The sequence below is a fragment of the Burkholderia stabilis genome (genome assembly GCF_001742165.1).
GTDB lineage: Bacteria > Pseudomonadota > Gammaproteobacteria > Burkholderiales > Burkholderiaceae > Burkholderia > Burkholderia stabilis.
The window spans coordinates 399725-414419 of record NZ_CP016442.1; the positions used below are offsets into that span (position 1 = coordinate 399725).

Here is a 14695-nt window from a genome sequence, read left to right on the forward strand (position 1 = left end):
CCGTCACGGCCGTGTGGCCCGTCCGCGACAGTCTTGCACGCCGGGGCGCGGCCCGTTGCGCGATTGGCCCGATGCGGCGGTGAAACGAAAGGCGATCGAAAACGAACCGAACGGCGATCCGAACGATTCGGCCCCCGACCGCCGGAAAACGGCTAAGCCGTTGTTCGTGTTGTGAAAATTCGCAGCGCTTCGCGTATAATTCGCTTTTGCGCCCATAGGATTTGCCATGCGTCTGATCCAAAAAGCACTCACTTTCGATGATGTGCTCCTCGTTCCCGCCTTCTCCGACGTTCTGCCGCGCGACACCAGCCTCAAGACCAAGCTGACCCGCAACATCTCCCTGAACATGCCGCTCGTATCCGCCGCCATGGATACGGTCACCGAAGGTCGACTCGCGATCGCGATGGCGCAGCAGGGTGGTGTCGGCATCGTCCACAAAAACCTCACGCCGGCCGAACAGGCCCGCGAGGTCGCGAAGGTCAAGCGTTTCGAATCCGGCGTCGTCCGCGATCCGATCACGGTGCCGCCGCAAATGAAGGTGCGCGACGTGATCGCGCTGTCGCGCCAGCATGGCATCTCGGGCTTCCCGGTCGTCGAAGGCCCGCAGCTCGTCGGCATCGTCACGAACCGCGACCTGCGTTTCGAAACGCGTCTCGATGAGCCGGTCAAGTCGATCATGACGCCGCGCGATCGCCTCGTCACGGTCAAGGAAGGCACGCCGCTCGCCGAAGCGAAGGCGCTGATGCACAGCCACCGCCTCGAGCGCGTGCTGGTCGTCAACGACGCGTTCGAACTGCGCGGCCTGATGACCGTCAAGGACATCACGAAGCAGACCGAGCACCCGGACGCGTGCAAGGACGAACACGGCAAGCTGCGCGCAGGCGCGGCCGTCGGCGTCGGCGCCGACAACGAAGAGCGCGTCGAGCTGCTGGTGCAGGCCGGCGTCGACGTGATCGTCGTCGATACCGCGCACGGCCACAGCAAGGGCGTGCTCGAGCGCGTGCGCTGGGTCAAGCAGAACTTCCCGCACGTCGAAGTGATCGGCGGCAACATCGCGACGGCTGCCGCCGCGAAGGCGCTCGTCGAATACGGCGCGGACGCGGTCAAGGTCGGTATCGGCCCGGGCTCGATCTGCACGACGCGGATCGTCGCCGGTGTCGGCGTACCGCAGATCAGCGCGATCGCGAACGTGGCCGAAGCGCTGAAGGGCACGGGCGTGCCGTGCATCGCCGACGGCGGCGTGCGCTTCTCGGGCGACGTGTCGAAGGCCCTCGCGGCCGGCGCGAACGCGGTGATGATGGGCAGCATGTTCGCGGGCACCGAAGAGGCGCCGGGCGACGTGTTCCTGTACCAGGGCCGCCAGTACAAGTCGTACCGCGGCATGGGTTCGGTCGGTGCGATGAAGGACGGCGCAGCAGACCGCTATTTCCAGGACAACTCGGCGAACATCGACAAGCTCGTGCCGGAAGGCATCGAAGGCCGTGTCGCCTACAAGGGCTCGGTCAACGCGATCCTGTTCCAGCTGGTCGGCGGCGTGCGCGCCAGCATGGGCTACTGCGGCTGCCGGTCGATCGACGAGCTGCACGAGAAGGCCGAATTCGTCCAGATCACCGCTGCGGGCATGCGCGAGTCGCACGTGCACGACGTGCAGATCACGAAGGAAGCACCGAACTATCACGTGGACTGATCGCCGATGAAACCGCTGCTGCGAGCCGTGCTGATCATCGATGCCGTACTCCTGCTGGCGTTCGGCGTGCTGTTCGTGCTGACGCCCTGGCAGTCGCTCTTCAACGCGCTGCAGCTTGCGAACGTCCAGCCGGCGATGCTCGGCCAGGCGTTCGGCATCGCGCTGCTCGGGCTCGCGTGGCTCGCGTTTCATGCGGCGTTCAACGGCGATCTCACGGCGCCCGTCGCGCGTGCGGTCGGCCATGTGAACTGGCTGACCGGCGTGCTGACGATCGTGTGGTCGATCGGCACGGGCAGCGGCCCCGCGCTCGCGGCCGCCGGCAGGGTGCTGTCGGCCGTGGCCGGCGTCGCGCTGATCGTGCTCGGGCTCGGCGGCGTGCGGCTCGCATCGGCCGTGCGCCGGCGCGAGAAGGCGCAAGCGCTCGAGGCGCGCGCGCCTGCGCAGCGTCCGGCCGAGCCGGCGATGGCGCCGGCGGCGTCGCCCGCCCCGCAGCGTGTCGAACCCGTCGCCAGCCGTCCCGCGGCGGCAACCGCGCCGGCTTCGGCCAGATCCGATCAATCGTCAGGCACCGTCGCACTCGACGAGCGCCCGCCGATGCAGGATTGACCGGTCATGCGTCGCGCGTGCCGCCTGCCGCCCGACGCCGCCGTCCATGCTTTTGACGCAGCGCATGACAATGCGCTGCTTTTCTTATTCTCTTCATCCCGTCCGCAGCCATGCACGACAAAATCCTGATTCTCGACTTCGGTTCGCAAGTCACCCAACTGATCGCGCGCCGCGTGCGTGAAGCGCACGTCTACTGCGAAATCCATCCGAACGACGTGTCCGACGAATTCGTCCGCGAATTCGCGCCGAAGGCGGTGATCCTGTCGGGCAGCCACGCGAGCACGTACGAAGACCACCAGCTGCGCGCGCCGCAGGCCGTGTGGGATCTCGGCGTGCCGGTGCTCGGTATCTGCTACGGCATGCAGACGATGGCCGTGCAGCTCGGCGGCAAGGTCGAGTGGAGCGACCAGCGCGAATTCGGTTATGCGGAAATGCGCGCGCACGGCCATACGCGCCTGCTCGACGGCATCGAGGATTTCACGACGGCCGAAGGCCACGGGATGCTGAAGGTCTGGATGAGCCACGGCGACAAGGTCACCGAGCTGCCGCCGGGCTTCCAGCTGCTGGCGTCGACGCCGAGCTGCCCGATCGCCGGCATGGCCGACGAAGCGCGCGGCTACTACGCGGTGCAGTTCCATCCGGAAGTCACGCACACGGTGAAGGGCCGCCAGATCATCGAGCGCTTCGTGCTGCAGATCGCCGGTGCGAAGCCCGACTGGATCATGCGCAACCACATCGAGGAAGCCGTCGCGAAGATTCGCGAGCAGGTGGGTGACGAGGAAGTGATTCTCGGCCTGTCGGGCGGCGTCGATTCGAGCGTCGCGGCCGCGCTGATCCATCGCGCGATCGGCGACCAGCTGACCTGCGTGTTCGTCGACCACGGCCTGCTGCGCCTGAACGAAGGCAAGATGGTGCTCGACATGTTCGAGGGCCGCCTGCATGCGAAGGTCGTGCACGTCGACGCGGCCGATCAGTTCCTCGGCCACCTGGCCGGCGTGACCGACCCGGAAGCGAAGCGCAAGATCATCGGCCGCGAGTTCGTCGAGGTGTTCCAGGCCGAAGCGAAGAAGCTGTCGAAGGCGAAGTGGCTCGCGCAGGGCACGATCTATCCGGACGTGGTCGAATCGGGCGGCACGAAGACGAAGAAGGCGACGACGATCAAGAGCCACCACAACGTCGGCGGCCTGCCGGAAACGTTGGGCCTGAAGCTGCTCGAACCGCTGCGCGACCTGTTCAAGGACGAAGTGCGCGAACTGGGCGTGGCGCTCGGCCTGCCGCCGGAGATGGTGTACCGCCATCCGTTCCCGGGCCCGGGCCTGGGCGTGCGGATTCTCGGCGAAGTGAAGCGCGAGTTCGCGGACCTGCTGCGCCGCGCGGACGCGATCTTCATCGAGGAACTGCGCAACACGACCGCGACCGCGCAGGATGCGGCCGCGGGCCTGTGCGGCGAGGCCGACGTCGGCAAGACCTGGTACGACCTGACGAGCCAGGCGTTCGCGGTGTTCCTGCCGGTCAAGTCGGTGGGCGTGATGGGCGATGGCCGCACGTACGACTACGTGACGTCGCTGCGCGCGGTGCAGACGACCGACTTCATGACCGCGCACTGGGCGCACCTGCCGTACGCGCTGCTCGGTCGTGCGTCGAACCGGATCATCAACGAAGTGCGCGGGATCAACCGGGTGGTGTACGACATCTCGGGCAAGCCGCCGGCGACGATCGAGTGGGAGTGAATTGACGTCCTTCGGGGACTATCGCCAGCTATCGAAACACTACCGTAACGTGTTGATTTAAAAAATGCGTCGCGGTAGTTATCGATGGCTATCGTCGGCCGGCAGAACTGGCTCGCGGTAGCGCTGGCGGTAAGAACCGAAGGCCGGATCGAGACCCTCTCGTTCACTATCCAGACCAAAGCCGTCTTTGACGGTAAAAGTCTTTTCGGGAAAGCTGGTTTCATGCGGTTTTCCGAGCATCAGCAGTCTCCTGGGTTCTGACGGTAAAAGCCGTCACGAACCGGAGAAAAGCCTCGATACTCACCGACACAGCAGGCAAGCTGGCTGCGGCATTGTCGAGGCAGCATCCCCGCGATCGCTTTGATGTCGTTTGTTGCTGAAAGACGAGCGGGCAGGCGAGATGCTCCAGCGGACCTTTCTTGTCTACCTAACGGGCAGCACCAGGCCTGCCTGGAAAATGCCGGCGCCTCGCGAGCCCGAGGATTTTGCAGCGACCTTCGAAGCGCACTTCCGGGACATGACGGCCGAACCTATCGAAGTCGGCGTCTTGCCGGACATCCATGAGCGCGTGAGGCGTTCATTTTCGCGGTCCGGTCGGCAATATGCTTGCGAATACACCTGCCACCCAGTCAACGAAGCTACGGATCCTCGGCGAGCGTGTCGTGTCCTGCAAATAGACGACGGACACCGGCATATGTTTCGGCTCCAACCCGCTCAAGACTTCGATTAGCTCACCTTTGGCCAGGTGAGGCTCGGCCATGAAACGGGGGCCATAATCAACCCTAGGCCATGTAGCCCGCATTGCAAATAGGCGTCGGCATCGTTGACTGCGACGCTATCGATCAGGTCGAGGGCTCGAGACTCACCGTCAATCTCAAGGGTCCAATCGACTTGGCGGCCTGTCTGGGTTGAAAAATAACGAACGCCTTGATGGCGCGATAGGTCAGCCAGCGTCTGGGGAGGAGGGTTCTTCGCGAAATAGTTGGGCGAGCCGCAGATGACGAATTCGAAGCTGCCCAGTTGACGTGCGATCAGCGAGGAATCTTCAAGCCTGCCAACGCGAATCGCGAGATCAACGGCGTCCTGGATGAGATCCACTGGACGGTCGCTCATCCCGATGGAGAGCTGAATGTCAGGGTAGGCATCGCGAAACTTGGGAAGGTTGGGAATGAGTATGCGATAACCCACGGATGGTGGAACGTCGATTCTTAATCGTCCTTGCGGACGATTAACGCGATCATGAAATAGCGCCTCGGCCTCATCGAGTTCCGCGAGGACACGTGTACAAACCTTATAGTAAGTAGCACCGTCCTGCGTCAAACTTGAACTGCGGGTTGTGCGATTGAGTAGTCGTACTCCAAGCGTCTTTTCAAGATCCTTGACTGCGAGTGTGACGGTCGCTGCCGGTATCCCGAGACTCTCTGCGGCACCGCTGAAATTCCCGGTGTCCACGATCTGCACAAATATCCTCATGGCCCGTAGGCGATCCATTCTGCCTCCAGTTTTAGCAATTTGCTGCATCGAGCAGATCAACTGATCGGCATTATTGCACGAGGCGTTCCACGGGTTTCCAGGCAACGAAGTGTGTGCCTCAACAGCAGGCACTCGCGGCATGCCGGTACAGGGGTGTGCTATGCCCCCAGACGACACGAAAGGGGTTTGTCCTCGACGGTAGAGTCACGACTCAATAGTCACCGTTATTTGCGATCCCTGAATTCAGAAAATAGGAATGGCGCATTCTTAATCGTACGGGTCGTTGAGAGAATGGCCAAAGTTTGATGGCATGGTTGTTTCGGTATGGGAATAACCAGTTGCGTGTTCAACAACGACGAAATGACAGGTGAAAAATGGGAAGGCTCGAAGGAAAGGTGGCGGTGGTGACCGGTGCCAATAGTGGTATTGGTCTGGCAATCGCGAAGCGATTCGCACAGGAAGGTGCACGTTTATTCATTACCGGTCGCCGTGAGACGGAATTGAACTCCGCCCTTGAGGAGATCGGAGGAAACACGGTAGCAGTGCAGGGCGACGTATCAAAGCTGGCTGATATCGACCGACTTTATCAAGTTGTACGTGAGCAAGCGGGCGCAATCGATATCGTCGTCGCCAACGCAGGCGTTGCCGAGTTCGTACCTCTCGAGCATGTGACGGAAGAACACTACGAGCACCTGTTCTCGATCAATGTGAAGGGCGCGCTATTCACGGTGCAGAAAGCACTCCCGTTGTTGCGTGAAGGCGCTTCCATTGTCATGACGGGTTCCAATGCCGCGGACAAAGGCACGCCTGCCTTTAGTGTGTACGCCGGGTCGAAGGCCGCGATTCGTAGTTTCGTGCGCGGCTGGGCGCATGAACTCGGGCCGCGCCGCATTCGGGCCAATGTGCTGATGGTGGGTCCGATTGCGACGCCTGGATGGAATCATTTTGCAGAAACGCCGGAACAACTGAAGGAAATCCAGGACTTTGTCGCGTCGGGATCTCCGTTTCAGCGAATGGGGCGACCTGACGAGGTCGCTGACACCGCGCTATTTCTCGCCTCCGATGAAAGCAGCTACGTAACGGGTAGCGCCTTGTACGTTGACGGAGGAACCGCTCAGATTTAAGCGTGGCGGCCTCTCCTTCTCAAGGATGAGGCAGCTGCCGAGCGGTCGTGCCGAATCAGCGTTGGGTCCCGCTTGTGTCGCTGCGCATCGGTTGATGTCGCCACAGGTCTCAAGCGTGTAGCGGGTTCGGTTCGTCTGCTGCCCCGACGCTGGTCTGGACAAAAAAAGGCTTGGCGATTGCCAAGCCGTTTTGCGTTAACGCATCGTAGGGATCAGGAAGCGTCGCGCCTCCGTTCGAGATCGGAGGCTCACGCGTGCGCGTGTACGAGCGAGCGCAGATACATCGGCACCTTCGCCTTGCTCGTTGTCTGGACCTTTGCCATCAGCGCGTGATCGATCCGGTCCAGTCCGTAATTCCGGGCAATGTCGTGCTGCAACCGGCACCACAGATGGCTGGCCATCTCGGCGTCGACCATCGCACGGTGCGCGCGCCCCGATTGCGGCAACCGCAGCATCTCTGCGAGGCTCGACAGGCGGTGACTTCGCGCGTCCGGGTAGATGCGTCGCGCCACGAGCATCGTGCAGGCAAAGGAATGCTCGGCCGACATGTCGAGAAGCCCGAGCTCCGACTGCCAGAACCGCTTGTCGAAACCGGCGTTGTGGGCCACGACGGCATGCTTGCCGACGAACGCCGCTGCCTCTTTCATGACCTTTGACGCCGGCGGCGCCGAGGCAATCATGTCGTTCGTGATGCCGGTGAGCGCAACGACGTCGGACGGGATGTGTCTGCCCGCATTCATCAAACTCTGAAAACGGTCGACGATTTGCCCGTCACGTAAAAGAATGACGGCAATTTCGGTGGCACGGTCGCCCAGATTCGGCGAAAGCCCGGTTGTTTCGAAGTCCAGTACCGCGACGGTTTGCATGGGTGAATCCTGTTGCTTCTGGCGGTGGCGTTTGGTTTGGCCGAGAGGTTAGCATCTCCGGGCCTGCGCTAGACTCGTTCGACCCGAAAAACGAACGTCCTCGCCCGCTCACCGTCGGGAATCTGCTTCCATGCCGCCATGACTCAACTGACGCTACCCGGATTCGACGTGCCGCCACCGGCTCCCGAACATCGCATTTTCTTCGCTGCGATGCCCGATCCGGCCACGGCTGCGCGCATCGCCGGGATGGCCGAAAGCTTGCAGTCCGGGAAGGGCGGGGTGCTGCGCACGGAGCGCCTGCATGTCACGCTGTGTTCCTTGGGTGACTTTGCCTATGTGCCGGATGCCACGATCGCCCGTGCGCGCGCCGCAGCGGAACGCATCGATGCACGATCTTTCGGCGTCACCTTCGATCAGCTTCTCAGCTTCAACGGGCGGCTGGGCCATCGGCCTCTGGTATTGGCAGGGCAAGCGGGGCTGGAGGCGCTGATCGACTTCCAGCAGCGACTTCGGGATGCCTTTGGAAAGGCAGGTCTGCGTGTCTCACGCGCGCGTTTCACGCCCCACGTGACGTTGCTGTACGGCGAACGCCGGCCCGATCAGTACAAGATCGATCCGATCACCTGGACCGTCCGCGAATTCGTCCTGATCCATAGTTGGCTCGGCAGGACGCACTACGACGTGATAGGGCGCTGGCCGTTGACGATCGGCAGCACGTCGGCCTGATCGTCATGCCGCAAGCCCGCTGCCGGTTTCAGCCATCCGGATCGCCCCCGCGGTTTGCCCCGTACCTTGCCGGATGCTGAAATCGATCAGGTCTTCGTAAATCCCGCGCTGCCCGGCGGGCAGCACGGGCAGCAGCGTCTCGCGGCGCTTGTCCGCATCGAACAGCGACTCCACCAGCCATCCCGTCAAATAGAGCGCCGCCAGGCACCCGCCGGCCGTCGCGACGTTACCGTGACACACCAGCGGCTGCTCCGGCACCTGCAACCCGGAATCCGTCAACGCACGTCGCGCGTCGGGATGCGTGGTCGCCCGACGATCCGGAATGAGGCCGAGGCGATCGAGAATGAAGGCGCCGGCGCAGATCGACCCGATAGGCTGGCGGGCCGGATCGAGATCGAAAGACGGCAGGAAATCCGGGTGAGCGAGCGCGGCCGGCACGCCTTGCTTGCCGCTCGAGAACAGCACGGCGTCGGCGTGATTGGCATCCGCCAGCGGGCCGTGCACGGGCACGCTCAGGCCATGCGCCGAATGCAGGACCGGCTGCATGCCCAGAATCCGGACGCGCCAGTCGGTGGTGTTGCGGCCGAGAATGTCCCACATCAGGAACAGGTCGATGTCGGTGAACTGCTCGAATGCAACGAGAACGATGTCTTTCAAGGCGAACTCCATGCGTTGCGGCGCCACACCGGGATAGGTGGCGGCCGTGCTAGAGTTCGCAGCCTATCTGTCCATGCCGGACCATACACAGCCTGTATGGCGACGCCGATGAGCACACTGACTCGAAACGACTGGATCGCGGCGGGCTTCGACGCCCTCGACACGGAAGGGTATGCGGGCATTTCGGCCGAGAGCCTCGCGCGCCGGCTGAACGTGACCCGCGGCTCGTTCTATCACCATTTCCGCAATCGCGAAGACTTCGTCCGGACGCTGCTCGGCGCGTGGGAGGACGACTACACCGCGCGCATGCTCGCCTACGCGGCGGACGGCCGCAACGCGGGCGACACGCTGACGCGCTACCTGCACATCGCCTCGGAGAAGCGGCCGGCGCGTGAAGTGGCGATTCGCGCATGGGCGTTGCACGACGCGCTGGTGGCGCAATTCCAGCAGCGCGTCGACGCAACGCGCTTGGCATTCGCGATCGAGACGTCCCGCCGGTGGGTCGGCATGCCGGTCGATGCCGAGATCGTCGGGCAGGTCGCGCACCTGTGTCTGATTGGCGGTCAGCAGACCGGGCTGCGGCGCGATGCCGAGCGGTTCGGCGGTTTCATGCAGCGCGCGTTCACGGCTGTCGAACGCATCCTGCCGCGTCGGCGCGCGTAACGGTGCGAAGCGCGCGATACCGGTGATGAACGGATGGCCCGGGTAGCGCGGAATCGAAGCTGGCCGGGTGCTTCGGTGCGTGGTTGGCGGGCGGTGCGGCACGCCGTGCCGCACCGCTCGATGTCACGCGCTTTCCCGGGTACGGTCAGGCGCGGTTGCGCCGCGATAGCGAAGATGGATCAGCGGATAAGGCCGCCCCTGTCCGTCGAGCGCCGATCGCCCGCAGCGCTCGAATCCGAGCCTTTCATAGAATCCCGCTGCGGCTTCGTTCTGCTCGTTGACGTCGGTCGACAGGTCGGGATGGCGGCTGAGCGCCGCTTCCACGAGCAGGCGCCCGACCCCCGCGCCATGATGGGCGGGATCGATGAACAGTGCTTCCATGTGACTGCCGTCGAGCAGCATGAAGCCGATTGGCCGGTCGCTTTCGTCGACGGCCAGATCGAGTGGCGCGTCGGGCAGAAACGACACGACGTCGGATTCGATCGCGCGACGGTCGGCGTCGCTCAGGAAGTGATGCGTCGCGTCGACCGCACTGCGCCAGATATCCAGCACGCGTGCGCCGTCGGCCTGGGTGGATTTGCGAATTCTGATCATGGTTTGATGATGTGTCGTGTTCGGGAGGAGGCCTGCTCGACGGCCCGTCGGGCGACGTCCCGCACCCCCGCGCTCATCGGCAGATCGCTCTGCTCGAGTTCGGCAAGATCGAACCAGCGTGCGTCGAGCGCGTCATCGCCGGCAACGGGCGTGCCGCGCAACCATCGGCACAGCACGGCGACCAGCACGTAATGCTGACGCAGGCCGCCGGCGGCGTCATGGTCGAACGCATCCAGCGCGGTGAACACGTCCAGTGCCTCGACGTCGATCGCGGTTTCCTCGGCGATCTCGCGCACGGCAGCTTCCACGACCGTTTCCCCCGCTTCGATCTTGCCGCCGGGAAACCCCCAGCAGCCCGCGTCGGGCGGATTGGCGCGGCGAACCAGCAGCACGTCGCGTTCGCGCAGGACGACGCCGATCACGGCGGGGACGGGGCGCACGGGCGCGCCGACACTGACGGGGGAGCAGGGCGATTCGGACATGATGGTTCTACGCGCGGATGGATTCGAACGCATGCGGCGGCCGGCGGCGAATCATCGCACGTTCGCGGTGCGCTGCTCGATCGCGTGGATCACGGCGATCATGTCGTCCGATCCATGTCCGGCCTGCTCGGTCTCGCTGTAAAGGGCGTGGCAGATGTCGAGCAGCGGTGACGCGATGCCGATGCTGCGCGCGGATTCGGCGACGAGGCGCGCGTTCTTCAGCACGTCGGTGATCGCGGCCTGCACCGAGAAATCCGCTGCCACGAGCTTGCCGAGCTTCACGCGCGACACGTCGCTTGCCATCGGGCCGGCGTTCAGCACGTCGGCGAAGCGCGCGAGATCGATGCCGTGCTGCTGCGCGAAATGCGTGGCTTCGGTCAGGCCGGTGGCCATCGTGATCAGGAACAGGTTGACGGCGAGCTTCATCGTCAGCGCCGACGGCACGTCGCCGCACACGAAGCTGTCGCGGCACAGCGGCTTCACGAGCGGACGGACCGCATCGACGTCGTCCGGTGCGCCGGCCAGCATCACGACGAGCTGGCCCGTTTCGGCCGGCTTGCGCGAGCCCGATACGGGTGCCTCGACATAGCGGCCCGACGCGGCGGCGATTTCATCGGCCAGCGCGCGCGAGTATTCGGGCGAATTGGTGCCCATGTTCACGATCGTATGCGCGCCGACGCGCGCAGCGAAATCGGGCGTGCCGCGCCCGAGGACGGCGTCGATCGCGGCGTCGTTCGCGAGCATCAGGATCACGGTGCGACACGCGGCGAACACGTCGTCCGGACGCTCCGCCACGCGTGCGCCGGCGTCGCGCAGCGCGTCGTCGCTGCCGTTCGAACGACTCCATACGATGAGCGGCGTTCCCGCTCGTGCAAGGTTGAGCGCCATCGGCGTGCCCATCACGCCGAGGCCGATGAATCCGACTGCCGTTTGCATGTCCTGGCTCCGGTGGAAAAGGGGAGTGCAGCGCGCAGTCGCCAGTATCGCAGCGTTTTCGACGGTATGCCGCCGGCGGTCAGTTGGCGGGCTCGCCGGACGTGCGAACGCAATGCGTGCCGATGCCCGTATCCGTCCCGTGTTTGCCGAGTTCGGCCAGATACGGCCACGGGTAGATGCCGCGGGCATGACCGTCCCCGAACAGCAGTCGAATACCGTAACCGGCTGCTTCCACGCCGTCCAGCGTCATGTCCGGCCGTGCGTCGACCACGTGTCCGCCGACGCGGATCTTTCGGCAGGCGGCGCACGGGCAGTCGCTGCGCAACTGCGCATAGCCGATGCGTTGCATGCCGCCGTCCGGCCAGCGCAGCGTCAACGCGCGGGCGGCGTGGTCGAGCATGATTTCTGTAGGCGGCGTCATTGCGTCTCCCCGATCTGCCGGATCGCGATTCGTACCGCCTTGCGTACTTCGGGATCGCGATCCTCGAGAGCGTCGTGCAGGGCAGGCAGCGTGCCGGCGTCGCGCAGTTCGCCGAGCGCGAGCGCAGCTTCCTTGCGCAGATTGCTGATCGTGTGCGCGAGCAGCGCGGCGATGGCCGGCCCCGCAGCCGCATCGCGCAATTGTCCGAGCGCGCGCACGGCGCGCAATCGCACTTGCCAGTAGTCGTCGTCGAGTGCGGCTACGAGCGGGTCACGCGCGAGCGCGACGCGCAGCTTGCCGAGCGTGCCGGCCGACTCTTCACGCACTTGCCATTCGGCGTCCCGCAGCGCCGCGAGCAGTGCCGTGATGACGGTCGTATCGTCCGGTGCCGCGAAGCCGAGCGCACCGACCGCGACGCGCCGCACGTCGGCGTCGACGTCGGCCGTGACGATGCGCGCGAGCGGCGACAACGCGCGCCGGTCCCTGAGCCAGCCGAGCACGGCGACGGCCTCCGCGCGCACGGCGCTCGTGTCGGCATCGAGCGCGCGCAACGCCGGGGCGAACGCATCGGGGTCGCGCAGTTCGCGCAGCCCCCGCAGCACGGCGCCGCGCACGAATGGCTCGGGCCGTTCGGCCCAGCCGCACAGCACGGTGCCCGATGTGGCGTCCTTCAGTTCGGACAGGCTTTGCGCGACGGTCGCGCGCACGTCGTCGTCCGGATCGAGCAGCGCGCGGCACAGCGCGTCGACGACGTCGGGTTGTTCCCACGCGCCGAGCACGCGGGCGGCTTCGCCGCGTACGTCGGCCGACGGATCGTCGTGCAGCGCCGCGACGAAGGACGGCACGAGATCGGGGTCTTCGAGATCGGCGAGCTCGAGCAGCGCGATGCGGCGCACCGACGCATCGGGCGCGGCCAGGCGTGCGACGAGCGCGTCGTGGTCCGGGTCGAGCGCGCCGGGCAGCGGAACAGCGGGAGAAGAAACGGTCATGGGCGAAAAGTCCGGACGATGAAAGGGCGAGGGCGGCACATGCGGGCGCCTGCGATCAGGCTGCATCGCGCAGCAGGGCGAGACAGCGTCGCTTGATGTCGACGAACGCGGGCTCGGTGGTGCTGTCGTCGGTGCGCGGCCGCGCAAGCGGCACGGGAATGTCGGCGACGATGCGCGCGGGGCGCGGCGACAGCATCAGGATGCGGTCGCCGAGAAACAGCGCTTCCTCGATGTCGTGCGTGACGAACAGGACGGTCGTGCCGATCCGCGACCAGATGTCGAGCAGCAGCGTCTGCATCATCCGGCGCGTTTGCGCGTCGAGCGCGCCGAACGGCTCGTCCATCAGCAGGATGCGCGGACGGTTGATGAGCACGCGGGCAATTTCGACGCGCTGCTGCATGCCGCCGGAAAGCTGCGCGGGATAGTGCGAGCCGTACTGGCCGAGCCCGACGAGTTCGAGCAGCGCAGCCGCTTCGCGGCGGCGTTCGCGAGCAGGTACGCCCTTCATCTTCAACCCGAACGCGACGTTGTCGATCACGCGTTTCCACGGAAACAGCGTGTGCTGCTGGAACACGAGCCCGCGATCGGGATGCGGGCGTTCGACCGGCTCGCCGTCGACGACGATCTCGCCGTGGGTCGCCGCGACATGGCCGGCGAGCGCGCCGAGCAGCGTGGATTTGCCGCATCCGGACGGCCCGAGCACACAGACGAATTCGCCGGGCGCGATGTCGACGTCGAGCGCATCGAGCGCCGCGAAACGTGCATGGGGCGGCCCGAGTTCGATCGTCAGCGCGCGCATGCCGACGCGGCCATAGGCGGGCGACGCCACGCCGGCCGCGCTCATTGCCGGCCTCCGCGCGGCGCGTACCACGGCGTGAGCGCCGTGCCGATCCGCTTGACGAGCAGGCTGCTGCCCATGCCGAGCAGGCCGATCAGCGCCATGCCGACGACGATGTCGGGGTAGTTTTGCAGCGTGTAGGACTCCCACGTGAAATAACCGATGCCGTACTGGCCGGCGATCATCTCGGCCGTGACGAGGCAGAACCACGCGGTGCCCATCCCGATCGACAGGCCCGTGAAGATCGCCGGCGCGGCGCCGGGCAGGATCACTTCCGCGTACAGCGCGATGCCGCGCGTGCCGAGGCTGCGCGCGGTTGCGACGAGCCGCGGGTCGACGGCTTCGGCGCCGTGCACGGTGTTGAGCAGGATCGGGAACAGCGCGCCGACGAAGGTGATGAACATCATGCTCAGCTCGGACGACGGAAACATCAGGATCGCGAGCGGAATCCACGCGACGGCCGGAATCGGCCGCAGCATCTCGAGCGGCGGCAGCAGCGTGTCCTCGAGCGCGCGATAACGGCCGATCGCGAGCCCGAGGCCGATACCGGCGAATGCCGCCGCGACGAAACCGGCCAGCACGCGCGTGACGCTCGCGAACAGGTGCATCGGCAGCTTCGGCGATTGCAGGAACGCCCACAGCGCGGGGCCGACGTCGGCCGGCGCGGGTACGTTCGCGAACGTGATGATGCCGAGCGACAGCCGCCAGTGCACGGCCGCCTGCCACAGCGCGATGCAGGCGGCGAGCGACGCGATTCGCCATGCGCGGCGGCGTGCGGGTGTCGGGCGGCGGCGCGCGGCGGTGTGCGGTGCGCGTGTGTCGCCGGCGCGCGGCGGCTCGGCGAGGCGGCGTTTGGCAAGCTCGAAGGTGTCGGCCATGCTGAATTCCGGTGTCGATGAAGGG

16 protein-coding genes and 1 pseudogene are annotated in these 14695 nt (G+C 65.3%); 6 read left to right on the plus strand and 11 right to left on the minus strand.

Annotated elements, in window-relative coordinates:
* Window positions 1-226: 226 nt before the first annotated feature.
* The 3 genes from guaB (at window position 227) to guaA (ending at window position 4023) form a co-directional block, all read left to right on the plus strand.
* Window positions 227-1687, plus strand: coding sequence for an IMP dehydrogenase (gene guaB, locus BBJ41_RS01955; protein WP_069745084.1), 1461 nt, complete (start codon window positions 227-229; stop codon window positions 1685-1687).
* Between the two features lie 6 nt (window positions 1688-1693).
* On the plus strand, window positions 1694-2293 hold the full coding sequence (locus tag BBJ41_RS01960; RefSeq protein WP_069745085.1) for a hypothetical protein: 600 nt from the start codon (window positions 1694-1696) through the stop codon (window positions 2291-2293).
* 110 nt (window positions 2294-2403) lie between these two features.
* The gene (gene guaA, locus BBJ41_RS01965; RefSeq protein WP_069745086.1) at window positions 2404-4023 is read left to right on the plus strand and encodes a glutamine-hydrolyzing GMP synthase; all 1620 of its coding nucleotides are present in this window, start codon (window positions 2404-2406) and stop codon (window positions 4021-4023) included.
* Window positions 4024-4101: 78 nt separating this feature from the next.
* On the opposite strand, the gene BBJ41_RS41060 is transcribed toward guaA, so the two are convergent.
* A complete protein-coding gene (locus BBJ41_RS41060; RefSeq protein WP_167362188.1) occupies window positions 4102-4263 on the minus strand; it encodes a hypothetical protein in 162 nt (53 codons plus the stop codon).
* 337 nt (window positions 4264-4600) lie between these two features.
* Window positions 4601-5637 (minus strand): annotated as a pseudogene (locus BBJ41_RS38385) (LysR family transcriptional regulator).
* 233 nt (window positions 5638-5870) lie between these two features.
* Here BBJ41_RS38385 and BBJ41_RS01980 point away from each other — a divergent pair.
* Complete coding sequence (locus tag BBJ41_RS01980; protein ID WP_069745089.1) at window positions 5871-6620, plus strand: SDR family NAD(P)-dependent oxidoreductase; 750 nt, start codon at window positions 5871-5873, stop codon at window positions 6618-6620.
* A 248-nt stretch (window positions 6621-6868) separates the two neighbouring features.
* Here BBJ41_RS01980 and BBJ41_RS01985 read toward each other — a convergent pair whose 3' ends face one another.
* Window positions 6869-7486, minus strand: a complete 618-nt coding sequence (locus BBJ41_RS01985) for a 3'-5' exonuclease (protein ID WP_069745090.1) — start codon at window positions 7484-7486, stop codon at window positions 6869-6871.
* A 138-nt stretch (window positions 7487-7624) separates the two neighbouring features.
* Here BBJ41_RS01985 and BBJ41_RS01990 point away from each other — a divergent pair, with 138 nt between their 5' ends.
* Window positions 7625-8212: a 2'-5' RNA ligase family protein gene (locus BBJ41_RS01990; RefSeq protein ID WP_069745091.1), complete on the plus strand. Its 588-nt coding sequence runs from the start codon at window positions 7625-7627 to the stop codon at window positions 8210-8212.
* A 3-nt stretch (window positions 8213-8215) separates the two neighbouring features.
* Here BBJ41_RS01990 and BBJ41_RS01995 read toward each other — a convergent pair whose 3' ends face one another.
* Window positions 8216-8881 (minus strand): DJ-1/PfpI family protein, encoded by a 666-nt coding sequence (locus BBJ41_RS01995; protein ID WP_069745092.1) that lies wholly within the window; start codon window positions 8879-8881, stop codon window positions 8216-8218.
* Window positions 8882-8977: 96 nt separating this feature from the next.
* Here BBJ41_RS01995 and BBJ41_RS02000 point away from each other — a divergent pair, with 96 nt between their 5' ends.
* Window positions 8978-9532 (plus strand): TetR/AcrR family transcriptional regulator, encoded by a 555-nt coding sequence (locus BBJ41_RS02000; protein ID WP_069747546.1) that lies wholly within the window; start codon window positions 8978-8980, stop codon window positions 9530-9532.
* 123 nt (window positions 9533-9655) lie between these two features.
* On the opposite strand, the gene BBJ41_RS02005 is transcribed toward BBJ41_RS02000, so the two are convergent.
* The 7 genes from BBJ41_RS02005 to BBJ41_RS02035 form a co-directional block, all read right to left on the minus strand.
* Window positions 9656-10126 carry an acetyltransferase gene (locus BBJ41_RS02005; RefSeq protein WP_069745093.1) on the minus strand — a complete coding sequence of 157 codons (471 nt, stop codon included), beginning with the start codon at window positions 10124-10126 and terminating at the stop codon, window positions 9656-9658.
* A complete protein-coding gene (locus BBJ41_RS02010; RefSeq protein ID WP_069745094.1) occupies window positions 10123-10608 on the minus strand; it encodes an NUDIX hydrolase in 486 nt (161 codons plus the stop codon). Before BBJ41_RS02010 ends, BBJ41_RS02005 begins: the two co-directional genes overlap by 4 nt.
* Before the next feature lie 51 nt (window positions 10609-10659).
* Window positions 10660-11544 carry an NAD(P)-dependent oxidoreductase gene (locus BBJ41_RS02015; RefSeq protein ID WP_069745095.1) on the minus strand — a complete coding sequence of 295 codons (885 nt, stop codon included), beginning with the start codon at window positions 11542-11544 and terminating at the stop codon, window positions 10660-10662.
* A gap of 79 nt (window positions 11545-11623) precedes the next feature.
* Window positions 11624-11965, minus strand: coding sequence for a gamma-butyrobetaine hydroxylase-like domain-containing protein (locus BBJ41_RS02020; protein ID WP_069745096.1), 342 nt, complete (start codon window positions 11963-11965; stop codon window positions 11624-11626).
* Complete coding sequence (locus tag BBJ41_RS02025; protein ID WP_069745097.1) at window positions 11962-12954, minus strand: HEAT repeat domain-containing protein; 993 nt, start codon at window positions 12952-12954, stop codon at window positions 11962-11964. The genes BBJ41_RS02020 and BBJ41_RS02025 overlap by 4 nt, the downstream gene beginning before the upstream one ends.
* A gap of 55 nt (window positions 12955-13009) precedes the next feature.
* On the minus strand, window positions 13010-13798 hold the full coding sequence (locus tag BBJ41_RS02030) for an ABC transporter ATP-binding protein (protein WP_069745098.1): 789 nt from the start codon (window positions 13796-13798) through the stop codon (window positions 13010-13012).
* Window positions 13795-14670, minus strand: a complete 876-nt coding sequence (locus tag BBJ41_RS02035) for an ABC transporter permease (protein WP_069745099.1) — start codon at window positions 14668-14670, stop codon at window positions 13795-13797. Before BBJ41_RS02035 ends, BBJ41_RS02030 begins: the two co-directional genes overlap by 4 nt.
* Window positions 14671-14695 lie beyond the last annotated feature (25 nt).